Source organism: Streptomyces sp. NPDC013157 (genome assembly GCF_042899865.1).
In the GTDB taxonomy this organism is placed as follows: domain Bacteria; phylum Actinomycetota; class Actinomycetes; order Streptomycetales; family Streptomycetaceae; genus Streptomyces.
In genome coordinates this window covers 1-18778 of record NZ_JBIBAK010000004.1, presented here as the reverse complement: position 1 = coordinate 18778, position 18778 = coordinate 1, and the positions used below count along the sequence as shown (strand labels likewise).

Below are 18778 nucleotides of genomic sequence, written 5' to 3'. Positions count from 1 at the left end.
AGGAGAGACATCATGGGACAGCTGGACGGCAAAACGGTCGTCATCACCGGCGGCACCAGCGGCATCGGGCTGGCCACAGCTCACCGCTTCGCGCAGGAGGGCGCCCACGTCTACATCACGGGCCGCCGCAAGGAGGCCCTCGACCAGGCCGCCGAGGAGATCGGCGGCAACGTCACCCCGGTACAGGCCGACAGCTCGGACCTGGCCGACCTCGACCGGCTCTACGCCACCGTCGCCGACGCCGGGCACCGGATCGACGTCCTGTTCGCCAACGCCGGCGGCGGCGGGTTCGCCCCCCTCGAACAGGTCACCGAGGAGCACTACGACACGACCTTCGACAGCAACGTGAAGGGCACCGTCTTCACCGTGCAGAAGGCGCTCCCCCACCTGGTGGACGGCGCCTCCGTCATCCTCACGGGCTCCATCGCCGGTGTCTCCGGCGACCCGGCCTTCGGTGTCTACGGCGCCTCCAAGGCCGCCATCCGCTCCTTCTCCCGCACCTGGGCCAACGAGCTCAGCGGGCGCGGCATCCGCGTCAACACCATCTCGCCCGGCCCCATCGTCACCCCCGGCCTCAACGGTCTCGCCGCGGACGAGGAAGGCGCCGCACAGCTGCGGGAGACCCTCGCCGGCACCGTCCCCCTCGGCCGCGTCGGCCAGCCGGAGGAGGTCGCCGCCCTCGCACTGTTCCTGGCGACGGACCAGTCCAGCTTCATCACCGGCACCGAGATCTTCGTGGACGGCGGCGCCAAGCAGGTGTAGCCCGGCCGGACCCCGCGAGGCAACGGGGCCGTGGCACTCCGCCCCGGCCCCGCCACCTCCGGCCGGGGCGTTCGGGCCGCCGTCCAGGCGAGCAGGTATGTGACATATCAACGTGACGTGGGGGTGCCATGGCCGCTGAACCACCCCGCTGGCTGACGGCGGACGAAGAACAGGCATGGCGGGGTCTGCTGGGCGTCCTCGAACGTCTGGTCACGCGTACCGGGCAGCCCCTGCAGAGCGAGTACGGACTGTCCGCCGCCGACTACACGATGCTCGCCGAGCTGACCCGGGTCCCCGGCGGCAGGCTCCGTGTCCTGGAACTCGCCAAGGAGCTGGGGTGGGAGAAGAGCAGGGTGTCCCACCACATGGCGCGGATGGCGAGGCGCGGTCTGGTCGCGCGCGAGACGTGCGCCTACGACCGCCGCGGGGTGTACGTGAGCGTGACACCGGCCGGCTACGAGGTCATGGCGGCGGCGGCGCCGCGCCACGTGGACGACGTCCGCCGTTTCTTCCTCGACCACCTCACCCCCGCACAGCTGGCCCAGCTGGCGGAGATCACCGAGACCGTGCTGGGCGTTCTCGCGGCGTTACCCGACCGCGACTGACGCGCCGGGCCCGGGGACCGTGCCGTGCCATCCGTGGTCCCGGCCGCGGCGCCCGCCGTCATCGTCCTGGTGCTGCTGTGGGGCGCGGCCTTCGGAGCAGTTCCCCTGATCGGGCAGACACGCGTCATGCGACTCTTTCCCGAGACCTCCGACGCCGCCCTGGCGCTGCTCGTCACCGCCTCGCAGTCGTTCCTCGCGCTGGGCTCCTTCACCGGCGGCCTGCTGACCGATCACCTGGATACTGCCGCGCGCGTTCACGGCGGGTGCGGTCGCGGTCGTGCTCGGCGCACTGATCCCGGTGGGCGTCACCCGGCGCGGCACGACGTCGCGCGCTTGAACCTGACACGGCAACACCGCCGTTTTCCCGGTCGGGACGGGGTGAGATGCGCGCCTGCGCCGCATGGGCCGGGCGAGCCGACACGACGGCCGACTCCGAGGCAGCGTAATCCCACCCGGGAATCCCACCGGGCCAAGACCTCACCAGGCTCTGCGCCCCGGTCCAGGGACTTCTCAGGGACTTTGCGGGGCAAAGCCGCAGGTGGCGGCAGACGAGTCGGGCTGTACCCCGGGGCGCAAACGTAGAGCACCGAGCGGGCGCTCTCGAAGTCGGCCAAGCGGGCCGCCCCCGTGGTTACGGCGAGTCGTTCCGGGAGAGCGGCGGAGAGCTTCAGCCCGCGTGCGGCCCGGCGGTCCGCATCGGGCAGGGCGAGGTTCTCGCCGACGTTCTCACAGGCCACCCGCCAATCGGCCAGGATGAGGTTCTCTCCCGGGCGCAGCCACCTGTCACCCGGCCACCGCGCCGGAGAGGCTCCGCGCGCTCACCGCGTCCGGGTCCAGATGCGTCGTCCCGCGCAGCGGCCGGTCGGAGATCACCACGAAGCGGACATGCGGGCTCACCCCCGACGCGAGGCGGGCGGCGACAGCCGAGCGAGCAGCGGTGCCCGTGGTGACGACGGTCGAGCAGCGAAGCCGCACGAGTGTGTTGACGTAGGCGACGGCGTCCGCACCGGCCGGCAGGCGGTAACGCTGGACGACGGTGTTCGAACCACTCGCCGCGACCATCTTCCGCATCGCCGCCCATGTGCCCGTCGGGTCCCCGTCCGTCGACGTCAGAAGGCAGTCCCGGGTCGCGGTGTCGACGTGCGACACCGGCTCCGGCGCGTGCGCACCGGCCTCCGGGGTGGCACGCAGGAACCACACCGAAACACCCGCCGCCAGGGCGGCACCCACACCCAGCAGGGCCCCAAGCCTCCGCCGTGAGACACACGATGTCATCGGTACGCTCATTCCTCGGTCTCAGAGGCGGACGCGGCCGTTCCCCTGTGAGCGGCCGCCCGCGGGTGGGGTGCCGACCTGAGCTTCGGGCGAGGCCGGTGACGACTTTCTGTGGCAGCTCCGAAGAGCGGGTGATCCTCGTACGGGCAGCCACCGAAGGACGGCGTGCGGACGCCTGCCGAGCCACTGGCAGTCCCCCTACCGTACGTCGCGACAGAGTCGCGGTAGTCGACTGGTAGCGCCCGCACGCTTCCGGCCCGCAGCACGTCACTCGTCCTCATCACGCCAGTTTCTGTACAGAGGCCGGCGCGAGGGGAAATCCGCGGCGGAGAACGGGCTCGGATGCCGGCCGGTGATGACCGCCAAGAGGAATTCCGTCATGCCTCCGTCGAACGACGACCACGACCTGGCCTGGTGGTTCTTCACAGCGACGGACCACTGATCCGGATCCTCGCTCCTGAGCACCCAGAAAGCGTCGTCGCCATCCGGATCGGACGCCCAGCGGATCAGTTTCTCAGGGCCGGGGTAGGGAGGGTACGGGTAGGGAGGCTCCGAGCCCTCCCCGGTCGGTGACTCAAGGTCGTCGAGCAGATCCCCGTAGAACGAGTCGCCCGTGGGCGGGGTGGAGATCCCCAGGTAGTCGTCAAGGGTGCCACCCCCGTAGACGGAGACGAAAGCGCGGTAGTCCTGTGGGAAACGAAGGCCGCACTGGGCGTGGACCGCGTCCCAGTCGACGATGTCACCGTGTGACGGCGGAGGCATGATCTCCCGCAGCCGTTCGACAGCCTCATGCATGGTCATGGTGTCGGGACATCCTCTCCGGTGCGACTGTCCACCACCGTGCCGAGATTCTTCCAGCCGGAACGGGTGTTCATGAGGTTGGGCACGTCGCGGCGCTGGGTGCCCAGAGGGTTTCCGTCGGCGTCCCAGGAGGTGGCGGTCATGACGAAGGCCTTGGGAACGACCCGGTCGCCGGCGTAGACGGGCACCACGCGGTACAGGACGGTGTCGCCTTCCGCCACCTCGCCTGCTACGCGGTCTTCGAACTGGACCATGTTGTCCATGGCTCCGAGGCCTCCCCGCGGCGGATAGGTGTTCGCGTCCACACCGCATGTCGCGAGATTCCTCAGGTCCGTTCCGGAGCCGCCGAGTTGCCTGCCGAGCAGGTGGCAGTTGTTGACGACGCGGGAAGGGTTCGCCTTCAGGTGCCGCGCGTAGTGCTGTGCCCAGGTGTAACCCGGCGGCCGGACGTCCGTCTGGGTGTGGGAACCGGGGTTTTCCTCCAGGAACTGACTGTTCAGGCAGGCCGTCACGCCCTGTGCTCGGTTTCCGTGCGCCGGGTCCGTGTCCATCGGGTCGTTCCAGCCTTGGCCGTCTCGTGTGCAGGTGGATTCGGAGTCGTCGTCGTGGGGCGCGCAGGCGCCGGTGACCACGCAAACGGCGGCAGTGGTGAGTCCGGCGGCGACGGCGGAAGCGGCGTTGCGCACCGAGTTGCCGATGTTGATCCTCACAGTCGGCGGCTCGGCGGCGGCTGAGATCGAGTGGACCTTCAGCGTGGACTTGCCGATGGACGCGGTGATCTTGATGGCGTGGGCACGGATCGCCGCGCGGCGCGCCGCGGCGGCGGCTGCCGCTGCCGCGGCCGCCTTGGCCGCAGCGGCCGCCTGTTCCGCGGCGCTGACGCCGCTGCCCCCGCCGCCGCAGTAGTAGCAGGTGCCGCCGCTGGAGCCGCCGCCCCCGGAGCCGGATCCCGAGGAGGAGCGGCCGCTGCTGTGCGAGGGCCTGCTGTAACGGGTCTCGCAGGCCATCGACCAGTAGTCGACGCACTCTCCGGACGCGACGTGGGTGGCGCTGGAGCTGGAGCTGGAGCTGGCGGCGTGGGAGTGGCTGTGCGTGGTGGAGCCGGAACTTCCCCAGCTGGACACTGAGTTCCACGCGTCCGAGATGCTGTTGGACAGGCTGGAGCAGTACGCGATGCAGGCGCCGATCAGGGCCGAGCCCAGGAGGTAGGCGCCCTCCGCTTCTCCGATGCACGCGTCCCAGAAGCAGTGTCCGCTCGGATCCGTCCCGGTGAGCGGTGTGTCGTTCGCGTACGCGTAGTCGTTCGCGTTGGTGCTGTCTCCGACCGCCGGATTGTCGAACGTGTCCGCGGAGTTGAAGCCGCCTGTGCTCGGGCTGTACCAGCGGGCGTGCATGTTGACGTTGCCTGTCGCCGGGTCGGTGTACTCGCTCTGGTAGCCCACGCTGCCGGTCAGGGTGGAGGCGGTGGTCGTGCCCCACGGGTCGTAGCTCGCAGAGCCGGTCAGCGTACTGCCCGTCGCCGTGAACTGGCCGATGACGTCCGTGTGCAGGTCGGTCCAGGCCAGGGTGGCACCGGCCGCCGAGGACTCGCCGGTGAGGGCGCCCGAGGGGTCGCGGCTGTAGGTGGTCGTGCCGTCGGAGGCGACCGTGTTGTCGGTGCCGGAGTAGGTGAGTGCGGTCGAGCCGTCGGTCATGGCACGGCCCAGTGCGTCGTAGGTGTAGGCCGTGGCTCCGGCGGTGGCCTGCTGGCCGTAGGCGTCGAAGGTGTATGGCGTGGAGCCCTTGGCGGCGAGGGTGCCGCGTGCCGTGTAGCTGTAGTCGAGCGTTCCGTCGGAGGTCAGCTGGTCCCGGGCGTTGTAGGTGTAGGTCTTGGCACCCGCCGTCAGGCGGTTGCCGTCGCCGTCGTAGGTGTATCCGGTGGTCGTGGCGCCGGACGTCCAGGACGTGAGGCGGTCGGCGTAGTCGTAGGTGTACGAGTTCGCCGCGGCGCCCTGGAGTCCCGTGGTGGTCTTGGACGTCAGGTTGTCGTTCTTGTCCCAGTCGTAGCCGACCGAGGCCACGGTGGTGCCGGTGGCGGTGGTGAGGGTGTCGGAGGTGAGGCGGTGCAGGGCGTCGTAGCCGTAGTTGCGGGCGTCGCCCGAGGTGCCGTAGGTCACCGACTTCGGCTGGGAGAGGGAGTTGTACTGGTAGGTGAGGGTGGTGCCGGTCGCCGCGTCCCTGTCGGTGTTCAGACGGCCGTCGGTGTCGTAGGTGTAGCTGCTCGTGCCGGAGGCGTCGGTGCGGGTGGCCGGGTTCTCGTCGGCGTTGTAGGTGAAGGACGAGTTGCCCGCCTGGCCCGATGTGGTGAGGACGTCGCCGAGCGCGTTGGTGTCGTAGTACTCCCAGGTGCCGCCGACGGCCGAGGCCACCAGGTGGCCGTTCAGTGAGTAGGCGAAGTGGCGGTCGGCGGTGCTCGCGTCGGCGCCGGTGCCGGTCTGTGCGGTCAGGTCGTCCAGGGCGTCGTAGGTGTTGGTGAGGGTGACACCGCCCGGGTCGGTCTGGGTGACGAGGCGGCCGCGTTCGTCGTAGGTGTAGGACGTGGTCCGGTCGGCGTCGCTCGTGTAGCCGGTGACCGCCGGGACCTCCTTGCTCGCCGGCAGGCTCAGCGAGTTGTACCTGTAATAGGTGGTGTCGCCGTTGCCGTCGGTGTAGGCGGTCTGGTGGCCGGCCGTGTCGTAGCCGAACCTGGTGACGATGCTGGTGCTGTCGGTGACCGGCTCCGTCTGCTTCGTCAGGTCGCCGACGGCGTCGTACTCGTAGCTCGTGGTGTGCTGACGGGCATCGGTGGCCGTCTGGAGCCGGCCGTCGTTCGTGTACGTAGCCGACGTCGACGACAGCACCGTGCCGGCCGGCGTCTGGTTCGCGGTCGCGGTCTCGCGGCCGGCCGCGTCGTAGGTCGCGGTCTGGACGCTCTGGTCCGGCAGGACGGTCTTGATGACGTCGTCACGCAGGTCGTAGCTGTACGTCGTGGTGTCGCCGGTGGTGTCGGCCGCCGTGTGGGTACGGCCCAGCGCGTCGTACGTGTACTTGGCCGTGACTCCGCTGACCGAGGCGGTCTGCGAGACCTGACCGGCCGTGTTGTAGGCGGTGTCGGTCTCCTGTTTCGTCTGGGCGGTGGTCGAGGTGTAGACGTACACCCAGTCGCTGCTCGCGCGGCCGAGGTCGTCGTAGCCGTGGTGGGTGACCGAGCCGTAGGGCGAGGTCTCGGTCAGCCGGTCGCCGGCCAGGTCGTAGGAGTAGGTGAAGGTGCCCCGGGTGGCGGTGCCGGAGATGTCGATGGCCGGGTTCGTCTGCTTGACCAGGTCACCGAGCTGGTCGTAGGCGTAGTCGGTCTCGCCCTTGGCATCGGTCTCGGTGAGGACGTCGCCGGCGGCGTCGTAGGTCCAGGCGGTGGTGGCCGAGGTGCCGTTGTACGACGGCAGGGTGGTGCCGGTCTTGCGGCCGTCCCGGTCGTAGGCGGTGGCGGTGATGTGGCCGTCCGCGTCCTCGGCCTCGGTGCGGTCGCCGAAGGTGTCGTAGCCGTCGAGGGTGACCGGGTACTCGGTGTCCGTGGCGCCGGTGCCGGGCGCGGTGACGGTGATCGCCGGGCTGGTGGTCGTGGTCAGCCGGCCGGCCTCGTCGTTGGCGTAGCGGGTGACCTGCTGCTCGGGGTCGGTCGAGGTGACCTGCAGGCCGCGCTCGTCGTAGGTGGCGCTGGTGGTGAGAGTGAGAGAGCTGGAGACGTACTGCGCGGAGGACAGGGTGTCACCGGCCGCGTCGTAGGTGTGAGTCCACTTCTGCGCCGGGTCGCCGGCCGCGTCGGTCTGGGTGGACGTCAGGACGCGCGAGTCCGCGTCGAAGGTGTACGTGGTCGACCGGTCGAGGGCGTTCGGGTCCTCGGTGGTGCCCGTGGTGCGGTCGGCGGCGTCGACGGTGTAGGTCGTGGTGAGTGTGCCGTTGGCGGTGGTCTTCGCGGTGAGGTTGCCCGCGTCGTCGTAGGAGTCCTGCTCGTCGACGTAGCTGGTGCCGGCGGAGCCGGTGCGGGTGATCTGCTTCGTCAGGCCGTTGTCGTAGTAGGCGTACGTCGTGGTGACGCCGATGCCGTCGGTGAGGGTGTGCAGGCGGCCGGCACCGTCGTACGTCCGCTGTTCCAGGAGCTTGGCGGCGGAGGTGTCAGGAGTGGCTGACGAGCCCGTGTAGTTGGTGAGGGTCGTCGTCAGCGGGTTGCCGTCGGCGTCGTAGGTGAAGGCGTAGGACTGGCCGTCGGCGTCGGTCTCCGTCTGCTTGTTGCCGTAGGAGTCGTAGGTGAAGGCGGTGGTCTGCTGTTCGGGGTCCGTGACGGTCTTCGGTTCGCCGAAGTCGTTGTAGACCGTGCTCGTGCTCCGGGCCGTGTCGCCGCCGGTGGTGTCGGAGACCGTGCTGGTGAGGGTGTTGCCGTCGGCGTCGTAGGTCCTGGTCGTCAGGGCCGTGTGGACGACGTTCGCCCGGACGGCGTTCGTGGTGCCGGGGTCGAGTTCGGTGAGGACGCGGCCCAGCGGGTCGTAGGTGTAACGGGTGACCAGGCCCGCCGGATAGGTGTCGGAGATCTCGGTCCTGGTCAGGACGCGGCCGACGGCGTCGTACGTGTACCGGGTGACCAGGCCGAGCGGCGAGGTCGCCTGGGCGAGGTCGCCGTTCGCGTAGTAGACGTACGAGGTGGTCGCGCCTCCCGGCGTGGTGGTCGAGGCGAGCAGGCCCGCCGGGGCGACCGTGCCGGAGACGTAGCCGGCCGTGGTGGACGTCGTGTACGTCTTCTTCGTCGTCAGGCCCGCGCTGTGGCCGGTGACCGCCGGTGTCGTGGTGGTGAGCAGATTGCCGTTGGTGTCATAGCTGTTGACGGTCTGGTAGGTGGTGTCCGTCGAGCCGGCCGAGCGGCCGTCGGAGGAGGTCAGCAGCTGGTCGTTGCGCGGATCCGTGTCGGAGGAGGTGTTGAGGTAGTACGTGAAGTACGACGTCGAGCACTTGGCGGCCGACTGGTCCTGGCACGTGGTCCGGGAGACCACGTCACCGCGGGAGTTGTGACCGGTGGTGGTCACGTCACCGTTGCCGTCGGTCGTGGTGTACACGAAGCCCGAGGTGTCGTAGCCGTAGGAGGTGGTGGCGCCCGTCCCGTCGGTGTCGGTGAGGATCCGGCCGCCGTCGGACAGGTCGTAGGTGCTGCTGAGGGTGTTGTTCCCGGGGTCGGTGACGGCCACGGACTCGGTGGCGACGGCGCCGCCCGCCTGCTTGTAGGCGTTCCACTGGGTGGCGACCTGGGCGGAGGTCAGGTTGTGGCCGTAGAAGGCGACCTCGGCGATGGATCCCTTGAAGTAGCTGACGTCACCGGGCGAGTCGAGCCAGCTCTTGGCGAAGCCCGCGCCGATGTAGGTGAGGGTGTTGGACTGGTCGGCGGGGGTGCCGGAGAAGGTGTCCTGCTTGGTGCCGTCCAGGAACAGCGCCTGGCTGTCTACGTCGCAGCTGAGCACCGCGTAGTGCCAGGCGTTGTCGGTGACCGTGCCGGTGGAGCCGAAGGCGGCGCCGCCGGAGCCGCTCACGCTCCACCAGTGGCCGTGCAGCTTGCCGTCGGAGCCCACGTACAGCACCGGTGTCCAGGTGCCGGAGGCCGAGGTGGCCCCGTCGATGGCGGTCGACTGGTCACCGATGAGCACGCCGGCGGTGGAGGTCTTGAACCAGATGCCGATGCTGCGCTTGGTGTCGGTGTGCAGCAGGTCGGCGGGAACGGAGACGTAGGAGTCGGTACCGTCGAAGGAGGCGGCGGTGTTCGCGGTGCTGTCCTTGGCGCTGAACGGGCCGCTCACCCCCAGGGTGACGTTGTTGAAGGTGCCGTCGCCGCCGTCGACCTCGTCGTCCGCGTAGGCCGCCGAACCGTCGTCGCTGTCGTCGCCGAGCTGCCAGTACCCGGCCGGGTCCGCGCCCAGGACCGAGCCGCGGAAGACCGCGCTGGAACCGGCCACGGTGGGGGCGCCGAGCTTCCAGGTGCCGCCGTGCTCGTCGGTGACCTGTGTCAGGCGGTCGGCATCGGTGTCGTAGGAGACGGCCGCGGTGGTGCGCCCGGCGGGGCTCACCTCCTTGGTCAGCAGGGCCGCGCTGGTCGTGCCCGCCGCGTAGAGGTCGTCCGCCTGGGAAGCGGTGAGCGGGTGGCTGTAGAAGGAGACGTCCGAGATGGAGCCGGTGAAGTAGCTGACGGCACCCGGGGAGTCGATCCAGGAGTCCGCGAACCCGGCGCCGATGTAGGTGTCGACGTTGGACTGGTCGTCGGGGGTGCCGGAGAAGGTGTCCTGCTTGGTGCCGTCCAGGTAAAGGGTCTGGGTGCTGCCGTCCGAGCTGAGCACGGCGTGGTGCCAGGTGTTGTCCGTGACGGTGCCGGTGGAGCCGAAGTCGGAGCTGCCGGAGCCGCTCACGCTCCACCAGTGGCCGCGCAGCTTGCCGTCCGAGCCCACGTACAGCACCGGCGTCCAGGTGCCGGAGGCCGCCGTGGCGCCGGCGACCGACGTGGACTGGTCGCCGATCAGGACGCCCTTCTTGGACGTCTTGAACCACAGGGACACCGCGCGGGTGGTGCTGGCGTGCAGCAGCCCGGCCGGAACCTTGACGTATCCGCTGCCCGCCAGGGTCGCGGCTGTCGCCGAGGATCCGGTGAGCGGCCCGGTGGTGCCGCCAAGCGTGGCGGTCTTGTAACTGCCCGCGTCCGTCTGTTCGTTGGCCAGGACCGAGGAAGCGGCCGTGGTGCTTCCGGACGCCTCGTCGAGGCGCCAGTAGCCGCTCGGGTTCGCGTCCAGGGCGGCGGCCGGGTAGTTGGAGCCGGACTCGTAGGTGTACGCGTAGCAGGAGGTCGACGCGGTCGACGGAGCCGAGGTGGCGGGCGGGCACACGGAGGTGAGCTGGTCGCCGGTGTAGCCGTACGTCCACAGGGCGGCGGTGCTGGTGTCACCGCTGGTCGCCGCGTCGGTCGTGACCGTGTGCACGTGGTAGTGGGCGGCGCCGGACGGCTTGGACCAGGTGAAGTAGAGAGTGCGGGCGGAGACGTTGTTCTTGATGGTGCTCAGCCGGTACGAGGTGTCGTAGGTGAGCGACTCGGTCAGCCCTGCGTGCGTCTTGATCCCCGACAGCAACCAGATGTTGGTGCCGCCCGAAGTGTCGAAGGTGTAGGTCGTTCCCGAGGTCTCCGTCAGCGAGTAGCCCGCCGAGAGCGCCTTGAAGGTGCCGTAGGTGCCGGTGGGCGGGGTGTAGCCGGACGTCGAATAGCCCCAGCGCTGCTGCTTGCCGCCGTCATCCGTGATCACCACGCTCTTGGAACCGTCGTCGTCCATCACCGCGCGCATGTCGGCGAGCGCCGACCAGCCCGCACCGAACGCCCCGGCGGTGCTGGTGTCCAGGGAGTTGTAGGAGCGGGTCACCTGCAGGTCCGGGCCGACGGTGGACACGTCGGCGTCGGTGGCGGAGGTGGTGAAGTTGCCGGCCTCCTCGTCGTAGCCGTGCCCGCCGTTCTGCGCCAGACGTGAGGCGACCAGGGGTTGGGCGACCAGGGTGGACAGGGCTCTGCTGCCGCTCGTGGTCGTCGACCAGCCGTCGTTGGCGGAGACGGTCCAGTAGTACGACGTCGACCAGTCCAGGTCTCCCGACGGAACGGTCCACTTGGCCGAGGTCTGCCAGCCGGAGGTGTCGATCTGCTTGCCCGCCGAGTTGTAGACGGCGAAGTCGTACTTGAGGGAGGAGTTGGGGAAGGTGTCCGGGTCGACGGCCTTGGCCTGCAGCTGCGGGCGCAGCGACGGCGAGACGAAGCCGGCCGCGGGGTTGGTGCGTTCGATGTCCGGCGCGGAGTTCTTGCTGTAGGTCACCGTGATGTACGGCGCGTGGGAGTCGACCTGAGAGGAGTCGAACTTCTTCCACTGGTTGGAGTTGGTCCCCGAGGAGAACACGGACAGGCCGTAGTTGCTGGTCTCGCCGAGGGCCACCTTCTGGAACCAGTCCGTGTCCAGGTCGGTGGTCTGCCACTGGCCGGTGCCGGTGGAGACGGAGGTGTTCCCGCAAACCGTGTCGGAGACGGTGCCCGACCAGGTGCCTATGGACGCGGCGGTCGCCGGCCGGTCCGACCACGACTTGCTGCCGGTCACCCACCACTGCTGCGTGATCGGCATGACGTTGTACGAGGTGGCGGAACTGCACGTGTACGCCCACACGTCGAACAGGTGCAGGGAGGCGGCGGTGATGTGGTAGCCGTCGGTGTCCGGCAGCCCCAGGAACTTCATGAACGCCTGGCCGATGTAGGCGCCGCCGTCCGGGGTGCCGACCCGCATGGTCGTGTCCGACGAGTAGTCGGCGGTGTTCGGGTAGTAGACGTACGTCGTGAGGGTCTGGCCCGCGGTCGTCACGGTCATGGTCGGGTCGACGGTCACCGGGAAGGCGATGTCGGAGCCGGACAGCCAGGAGGCGTCCAGCGACATCTTCACAGCCGGGGTGCCGTCGACGTCGGTGACGCTGTACGTCATGCCCCAGTTGTCGTGGGACTCCCCGGTGGCCGGGTCGACGTAGGAGTCCCGGGCGAACGGCTGGGGCAGCGCCGCGGCGACCGTGCCGCTGCCGTCCACCAGCTCCACCGTGCCGTCGGCTGCGGTGGTCAGCGTCAGGCCCTTCAGGGACATCGGGAAGACCCAGCTGGTCGGCGCGTTCGCCGAGGTCAGCACGAGGGACTCCTTGACACCGTCCGCGGTCGGCGCGAGCACGAGGTTCGTGTCGGTGAGGACGCCGTCGTACTCGACGGAGGAGCCGGAGGCGGTGCCGGACACGGCATTGGCACCGGCCAACGACCAGGACACCGACTCCGAGTCGGAGATGGTCAGCGTGGCCAGGTCGGCCTGGGCCGAGGTGCCGGAGCTGACGGTGGGGCTGGGGGTCGGACTGGGGGTGGCCGTCGGGTCGTCGGCCTGGACGGCGGACGTGGTCTTCCAGCTCAGGGCGGCGGGCACAACCGAGCCCGTGCCACTCCCCCGCAGTGCGGACTGCCGTACGGAACCCGCCGTTGCCGTGGCGGGCGCGAAGGACACGCCGAGGGAGTTCGCCTTCTCGTGCCAGCGGCCGTCGCCGCCCTTCGCCACCCGGGTGTCGATGGACTTCCACGTCCCCGTGTCGTCCTTGTAGTTGATCCGGGACTGCGACATCTTCCGGGTGAAGGACCCGTCGGTGTTCTGGAAGTAGTCGAACTGCGCGCCGGACTTGGCGGCGACGCGCTTGCTCGTCTTCGGGTCGAAGCCCACGGCTGCCCTGCCGGAACGTTCCTTCTCGGCTCGAGTGCTCGGCGCCTTCCAGGCGGCCAACTGCCCCTTGCCCTTGCCCGGCGCCTTCCCCGCGGGCCGTCCGCGACCGCTCTTCGCGGCACGCACGTCACGCGCCGAGCCGGTCTTCGACCCCGGGCCCGGACCGTCGGAGCCCGACAGCCACTTCCAGACCTGGTCCAGTCCGGCCCCCAGGGAGACGGACGGCCGCGTCGCCGCGTAGGCCGCGCCGCCCTCCTGAGCCCAGAAGGACACCAGCAACGGCACCACGGCCAGCCATACACGCCACCGCGACAGCGGACGCACCCCACCCACCGACCTTCACGAACGCACCGCCAGGAAACAGAGACAGCCGGGGGCATCCGGACGTGGCCGTGAACACACAGGCTGCGGCGACAAGTTGTAAGCGCCACGTGAAGGAGGGGGCAAGATCCCTTTTGCCAACCCTGGACATCCCTTTGGCGAGCCCTGAACAACCTACGCAGCCGCAGCCACCCGTTCACACGTCCGCCATCCCGACGTCACCTGCACGCCAACGGCTCTGCAGGGCTCGGTTCGAACGCGCTGCCGTGCTCGCCCTGGACGGTCCGCTCCGCCTCTGCCGGGACCTCGGCATCGAGTTCATCCAGCCAGGACCACACCGACGGCGATCCGGTGGGCGCCGTCACGTGTCCGCCGTCATCCGCCAGACGGTTGCGGCGGGTGTCACTGACCCGATCGGTACTCGTCCAGCAGCCGACGGCTCGCGACCGTGAAGGGGTGTTCGGGACCCAGCCCGCGTTCCCGCCGTGCGACGACGTCGGTCATCAGCTCGACCCCCACATCCAGGTGGCCGAGCGCGGACCGGGTCCGGGAGAAGAAATGCCGGGCCGCGAGCACGATCGGGTACTCGGGGCCGAAGCGCCGCACATAGGCGTCGGCGACCACCCGGATCTCCTCGTCGGCCTCGCCGAAACGGCCCAGGAGGTACAGCGCCCAGGCGTGGTTGTGCCCGGCGCCGAGCGTCACCGTGTGATCGGGGCCGAGGAGACCGGAACATTCCGACGGCAGCGAAAGCAGCCCACCGTCCTCTTCGCTGCCGCAGCTGACCGCCATCACGCCCGCGACCCGCAGCTGACCGCCATCACGCCCGCGACCCGCAGCGAACGCCGAAGTTGCTTCAAACTCCGTCGAGTGATGCCGACGGCGCTGCCGCCTACTGGACCGCGTTGCCGCTTCCAGAGATTCGCCAAATGCCGTTTTCGCAGGCCGACTGAGCGGAGGAAGCCCCTGTGTCATCGGGGTCGCCACGGGATGCGCCCTGCGGAGACCCGCCCGTAACTGCCAGGCAGAGGTGCGTCTGCGCCGGCCGGCCGGACTACCGACTCCCCGGCTGGGCTCGCGCGGCCTGCCCTACTTACGGGCTGCGGCCTCGTACCGGTCGACCTGATCGCGCAGAAGCTTGGTGGCAGTGTCGGCATCCGCGTCCGTGAGGCCGCCGGTGCCCACGTTGATCAGGGTGGGCCCGTCGAGGGTGAACTGCTGAAGCAACGTGGTGCCGTCGCTGTCGATGCGTACACCCAGGGACCGGTCACCTAGCTTGTCCACGCTCATCGGCGAGTACTTCAGCACCGACCCCTGGTAGGTCTCCTGGTGACAGGTCTCGAGCGCCTTCTCCATCGCGGTGAACGACTCGGCGGCGTCGCTCGCGCTCGCGTACTGCCGAATCCCGGCAGTGGCAATCGTGGCGGTGAACCCTCCGCCCTTCTGGAAGGTGCGGGAGACCTGAATCTGCGCCTTGTGCGGCTGACGGTAGTCGCAGAAGGTCTTGTCGCCTGTGCTGGTGCTGCTGTCGGTCGACCAGCCGGCAGGCATCTGGGACAGCGGCAGCAGAGCGGACGTGAGCTGGGTCTTTGTGAGGAGTGCTGCCTCGGGAGTCGGAGAAGAGGATGCCGGGCTGGACACGGCGGAGCTGTTCGACGCGGAAGGCTTCGCAGCCGTGGGCGTGGTGGTACTGCCGCAGGCAGCGAGCGCCACGGACATGGCAGCCGCGCCAAGCGCGCCGAAGTATTTCCGGTTGAGCACAGAGATCGTTCCCCCGAGAGACATGAAGAAGCAGTGGAGAGCATGGGTGCTATGTGAAGCTTATGTGTTCATGAAAGCTGCCCTACTTCGGGATGGGGGCCCTGGCCGGGCAGGGGCGCCCGGCATCGTCGTCTCACAGCGACAGTCGGTTGACCTTGCGTTCGGCTGCGACCGCGTTGCCGCTGGGGGCCGGGCCGACGGAGGACGGCCGGTACGGTCGGCAACCGACAGGAACCGAGCCATGTGGCGCTGCATCAGCCGTCGCAGACCGCAGCACCAAGACGTTGTTGACCGACGCCTCCGTCACGGAGCGACTGGGGGCCGACGCACACACTGTCACCAACTCGGCCCACCAAGCGTTGAACGCGCGCTGACCACGTTGTGGGCGTGCGCCCGGGGCGCAGTACCTATCACGAGCAGGCAGAGCGTCAACGACGCCTACGAAGGCATCTCCGTCGAAGACGGAAAGGTCAGAGCCTTGGGTCGTCAGTTGATCACGTACCCGAGGAACCGGGTCGTAAGCCCCACATACCCGAGGCGTGCCGTCCAGACGGCACGATGGGTGGGCTCCGGCCCCCGTCAGGACGTGAACAGGGCCCCGCGCACGCACACGCCTGCCCAGGGCCCTGCCCCTGTCAGAGGGCCGCGAACTCGACGAACGCGGTCCAGGCTGAGGGGTCTACGGCCAGTGCGGCACGGGTTGTGTCCTTTGAGTCGCGGACGTGGACCGTGCCGAGGCGGGCGGCGACCTCGACGCATTCGCCGCCTTCCTCGCTGCTGTAGCTGCTTCTGCGCCATGTCAACTGGTCTATGGGGTGCTGATGTACGTGCTCGTTCATGGCTCTCCCAGCAACTTCTCTACGTACGCCAATGATTCACGAGGAGTCAGGGCTTGTGCCCGGAGGATCCCGTACTTGGCCTCCAACGCACGGACCCGTTCCCGCTCCGTCTGCAGACGGCTCACGTTCTGTACCTCGGCGTACGCGATCCTCCGCCCTTCCTTCGTCTCGATCAAGGTGAAGGGACCAGCCATACCAGCGTTCTCCTCGCGGTCAAGCGGCATCACCTGGATCTCGATGTTCCGCCGCTCCCCCGTCAGAAGGATGTGCTCTAGCTGGCCACGCAGGACTTCCCGCCCTCCGATAGGACGCTTCAGCACCGCCTCATCAATGACAAAACTGGCGAGCGGTGCATCACGGCCAGACAAGATCTCCTGCCGAGCCAGGCGCGCGGACACTCGCTGTTCGATCAGGTCGTCATCCATGGGCGGCCGCATCATCATGAAGATGGCGCGCGCATACTCCTCCGTCTGTAAAAGCCCGGGCACTGCCTGGTTCGCATACAGATGCAGCTCAACGGCCTCCGCCTCCAACCGCGCCGCGTCCCGAAAGAACGACGGATACTGAGCCCGCGCCACCTCCTCCTTACTCGCGCCCAACACCCCGCCCGCTTTCAGCACTTCATCCGCCTGGTCGATGAATCTCGGCGGCGGAATACGTCTTCCCTGCTCGAACGCCGCGATCGTCGAGACCGAGTACCCGGTCAGCGACCCGAGCTTCGCACGGTCCATCTCCGCCCGCTCCCGGAACAGCTTCAACTGCCGCCCGAACACGCACAACATGCCTGTCCCGACCTCATACTCCGGCTGCTGAACCTCGTCGTCCACGCCGCAGCTCCTCCCGTACGACCGCCACAGTCACCGGACTTCACCCAACGCACGGTGCCAGGTAACCGTCACGCTCCGCGCCGCATACAAGCGCACCGCCCACGTGTACAGCAGGCACCCGTCAGCACGTCGCTCCTGGTCAACGCTACGCAGGGTCAGCGACCGTTTACCCCATGAAGTCAGCAACTCCCCCGAATAGGCATATGCCAGAGCGCCTCGCACCCGAGCGCGAGTTCACCATGCGCTTCAGCTCGACCCCACGCGGTGCCCGCCTCGCCCGCCGACTGGTCTCACACCGCCTGAACGACTGGGGCCACCCGTACACGACTCCGGCCAACGAGATGCTCACCCTCATCACGGCCGAACTCAGCGCCAACGCCGTACGCCACGGACACGTCCCCGGCCGGGACTTCCACCTCCAACTCACCCTGACCGAGGGCACCTTCCGCATCGAGGTAACCGACACCCGAGCCGAGAAGCAGCCCCCGTCCACTCCCCCGACCCCCGACTCCCTGTCCGAGTCCGGCCGCGGCCTCCACCTCGTCGCCGCGCTCGCGGATGACTGGGGCGTCACCCCTCGCCCGACCGCCCCCGGCAAGACCATCTGGGCGGTGCTGCGCGTGCCGACCGGAGGCCACCCGCACACGCACCCGGAGGCCCCTCGTCCAGCAGACTCGGCATCGGCGTGCGGGCACAACGCCGAGTCGTTTACGACTACTTCTTCAGGGCAGGGCGACGGCCTCGGGTTGCAGCCTGGGGACGCCAGTTACGGAGGTCGTCGTCGGTGAGTCCGTGCTCGCCGTTCAAAGTGGCAGTGCCGTTCCGGCGGCCAAGAAGGACCACGTGCGCTGGGGCCAGCTCGGGACCACCAAGGCGGCTGTGGTCGTAGCCGTACGGCGGGCGCTTGTCGACGCTGCCCAGCGCCAGGTCTGTGTGGGCTGGCACACTCTCGCAGCTGCCGCCGGGCTCAAGCCATCGGACCTCTCCGACAGTGCCAGAGAGGCGATCCTCATAGCCGTTGACAGCCCGCCCGCCTACGGGGTGCTGCTCTCCTCCCTCGTAGTCGCCTACGAGCACACGCCCGTACCGTACTTCGGCGCCATCCTCAAACACGTCGGCCGACCCCACGTCCTACGCCCCATCGAGCTGGGACAGGTCCGCAAGACCGAACAGGCCCGCACGTTCGCGGCATACAGCGCTACCAGCGCCTCTGACCCGAAGGAAAACGCATGAGACCGAACCACCGTCACGTAGCGATAGGCATCGCCGCCACCGCAGCCGTTGTCGCCCTCTCCGGCGCAGCGGGAGCAGTGGCCTGCGCCTACTTCGTCGGAACGGGCCCCGCCGGCGCTCGAGGCCCGGCAGGACCGGAAGGACTCCGGGGGCCTCAGGGTGAGCAAGGACCGCAAGGCGAGCGCGGCGCCAAAGGTGACCAGGGAGAGCCCGGCGCTTCCGCTGAGCCGGCCACCCAGCGACTGCCGGACGCGAGCGCACTGGGCTGAGACCTCTCCGGCGGACTGCTCCTCAGCGCCGGCAACTGCCCGGCCGGAACCTCACCCTGGGACACCGTCTACGTGGGCAGCGACTCCGTCCTCGGATCTCCGGGCGAGGTCGACAAGCGCGCGATGACGCTCTGCAAGATCTCCTGAGCGCCCTGGCACACACCGCTCGGGGCCTCCGTCACGAACTGTACGACAGCCCCACCTGACGCCCGACTGCGACGTGGGGACGTGTCCCTTACCTGCAGTCCCCCCGGGGTGATGCCGAGCCGGCCCGGATTCCGCATCTCCTCGTTCGCATGCCGTGCGACAGTCGCCGGGGGCGCCCGCCAAGCACGCTGCATCCGTGGACGACCTCAGGATGCAGGGTCGCGTGCTCGTGCTTGCTGAGGCGCTGACCGCTCTGTGTGGTCTGAGAGTTGGCCAGGTCACGTCCGCTGGAGTGGTGTATCGACGGCCACTCGGTGATCTCTTGTTTGAGGCTATGCGGTGAGTTCGGTGGGCATGACGGCGTCGTCGGTTTCTGACTCGATCGGGTGGAGGCGGGCCTTGGCCAGCAGGTCGAGTCCCATGTAACGGCGGGCCTCGGTCCACTCGTCGTTCTGCTCGGCCAGAACCGCGCCGACCAGGCGGATCAGCGCGGTGCGGTCGGGGAAGATGCCGACCACGTCGGTGCGACGCTTGATCTCCTTGTTCAGCCGTTCCTGCGGATTGTTGGACCAGATCTGCCGCCAGATCTCGCGCGGAAAGGAGGTGAAGGCCAGCACGTCGGCCTGC

At 68.9% G+C, this 18778-nt stretch carries 12 protein-coding genes; 4 read left to right on the top strand and 8 right to left on the bottom strand.

Annotated elements, in window-relative coordinates; genetic code table 11:
* The first annotated feature begins 12 nt into the window (after positions 1–12).
* Complete coding sequence (locus tag ACFY6U_RS13385; RefSeq protein ID WP_390037704.1) at positions 13–762, top strand: SDR family NAD(P)-dependent oxidoreductase; 750 nt, start codon at positions 13–15, stop codon at positions 760–762.
* Positions 763–890: 128 nt separating this feature from the next.
* Positions 891–1367, top strand: coding sequence for a MarR family winged helix-turn-helix transcriptional regulator (locus ACFY6U_RS13380; RefSeq protein ID WP_390037702.1), 477 nt, complete (start codon positions 891–893; stop codon positions 1365–1367).
* A gap of 783 nt (positions 1368–2150) precedes the next feature.
* On the opposite strand, the gene ACFY6U_RS13375 is transcribed toward ACFY6U_RS13380, so the two are convergent.
* The 7 genes from ACFY6U_RS13375 to ACFY6U_RS13345 all read right to left on the bottom strand — a co-directional run bounded on the left by ACFY6U_RS13375 (position 2151) and on the right by ACFY6U_RS13345 (position 16502).
* Entirely contained in the window at positions 2151–2597 is a 447-nt protein-coding gene (locus ACFY6U_RS13375; protein ID WP_390037700.1) for a hypothetical protein, read from the bottom strand.
* Between the two features lie 312 nt (positions 2598–2909).
* The gene (locus ACFY6U_RS13370; protein ID WP_390037698.1) at positions 2910–3443 is read right to left on the bottom strand and encodes an SMI1/KNR4 family protein; all 534 of its coding nucleotides are present in this window, start codon (positions 3441–3443) and stop codon (positions 2910–2912) included.
* Complete coding sequence (locus tag ACFY6U_RS13365) at positions 3440–13078, bottom strand: LamG-like jellyroll fold domain-containing protein (RefSeq protein WP_390037696.1); 9639 nt, start codon at positions 13076–13078, stop codon at positions 3440–3442. The genes ACFY6U_RS13370 and ACFY6U_RS13365 overlap by 4 nt, the downstream gene beginning before the upstream one ends.
* Positions 13079–13477: 399 nt before the next feature.
* Positions 13478–13780 carry a tetratricopeptide repeat protein gene (locus tag ACFY6U_RS13360; protein ID WP_390037694.1) on the bottom strand — a complete coding sequence of 101 codons (303 nt, stop codon included), beginning with the start codon at positions 13778–13780 and terminating at the stop codon, positions 13478–13480.
* 384 nt (positions 13781–14164) lie between these two features.
* Positions 14165–14860, bottom strand: a complete 696-nt coding sequence (locus ACFY6U_RS13355) for a hypothetical protein (protein ID WP_390037692.1) — start codon at positions 14858–14860, stop codon at positions 14165–14167.
* 611 nt (positions 14861–15471) lie between these two features.
* Positions 15472–15675 (bottom strand): DUF397 domain-containing protein, encoded by a 204-nt coding sequence (locus tag ACFY6U_RS13350; RefSeq protein ID WP_390037690.1) that lies wholly within the window; start codon positions 15673–15675, stop codon positions 15472–15474.
* The gene (locus ACFY6U_RS13345; RefSeq protein ID WP_390037688.1) at positions 15672–16502 is read right to left on the bottom strand and encodes a helix-turn-helix domain-containing protein; all 831 of its coding nucleotides are present in this window, start codon (positions 16500–16502) and stop codon (positions 15672–15674) included. The genes ACFY6U_RS13350 and ACFY6U_RS13345 overlap by 4 nt, the downstream gene beginning before the upstream one ends.
* A gap of 203 nt (positions 16503–16705) precedes the next feature.
* Between ACFY6U_RS13345 and ACFY6U_RS13340 the strand changes: the two genes are divergently transcribed.
* Positions 16706–17290, top strand: coding sequence for an ATP-binding protein (locus ACFY6U_RS13340; protein WP_390037686.1), 585 nt, complete (start codon positions 16706–16708; stop codon positions 17288–17290).
* 55 nt (positions 17291–17345) lie between these two features.
* Positions 17346–17735: a hypothetical protein gene (locus ACFY6U_RS13335; RefSeq protein WP_390037684.1), complete on the top strand. Its 390-nt coding sequence runs from the start codon at positions 17346–17348 to the stop codon at positions 17733–17735.
* Between the two features lie 748 nt (positions 17736–18483).
* Here ACFY6U_RS13335 and ACFY6U_RS13330 read toward each other — a convergent pair.
* Positions 18484–18778, bottom strand: a 295-nt coding sequence (locus ACFY6U_RS13330; RefSeq protein WP_390037682.1) for a transposase, incomplete at its 5' end; no start/stop codon positions are given.

What these genes read in the sequence shown, in the direction of transcription:
- ACFY6U_RS13385 (WP_390037704.1), top strand. Translation starts at nt 13, where the DNA reads ATGGGACAGCTGGACGGCAAAACGGTCGTCATCACCGGCGGCACCAGC.
- ACFY6U_RS13380 (WP_390037702.1), top strand. Translation starts at nt 891, where the DNA reads ATGGCCGCTGAACCACCCCGCTGGCTGACGGCGGACGAAGAACAGGCA.
- ACFY6U_RS13370 (WP_390037698.1), bottom strand. Translation starts at nt 3,443, where the DNA reads ATGACCATGCATGAGGCTGTCGAACGGCTGCGGGAGATCATGCCTCCG.
- ACFY6U_RS13355 (WP_390037692.1), bottom strand. Translation starts at nt 14,860, where the DNA reads ATGTCTCTCGGGGGAACGATCTCTGTGCTCAACCGGAAATACTTCGGC.
- ACFY6U_RS13350 (WP_390037690.1), bottom strand. Translation starts at nt 15,675, where the DNA reads ATGAACGAGCACGTACATCAGCACCCCATAGACCAGTTGACATGGCGC.
- ACFY6U_RS13340 (WP_390037686.1), top strand. Translation starts at nt 16,706, where the DNA reads ATGCCAGAGCGCCTCGCACCCGAGCGCGAGTTCACCATGCGCTTCAGC.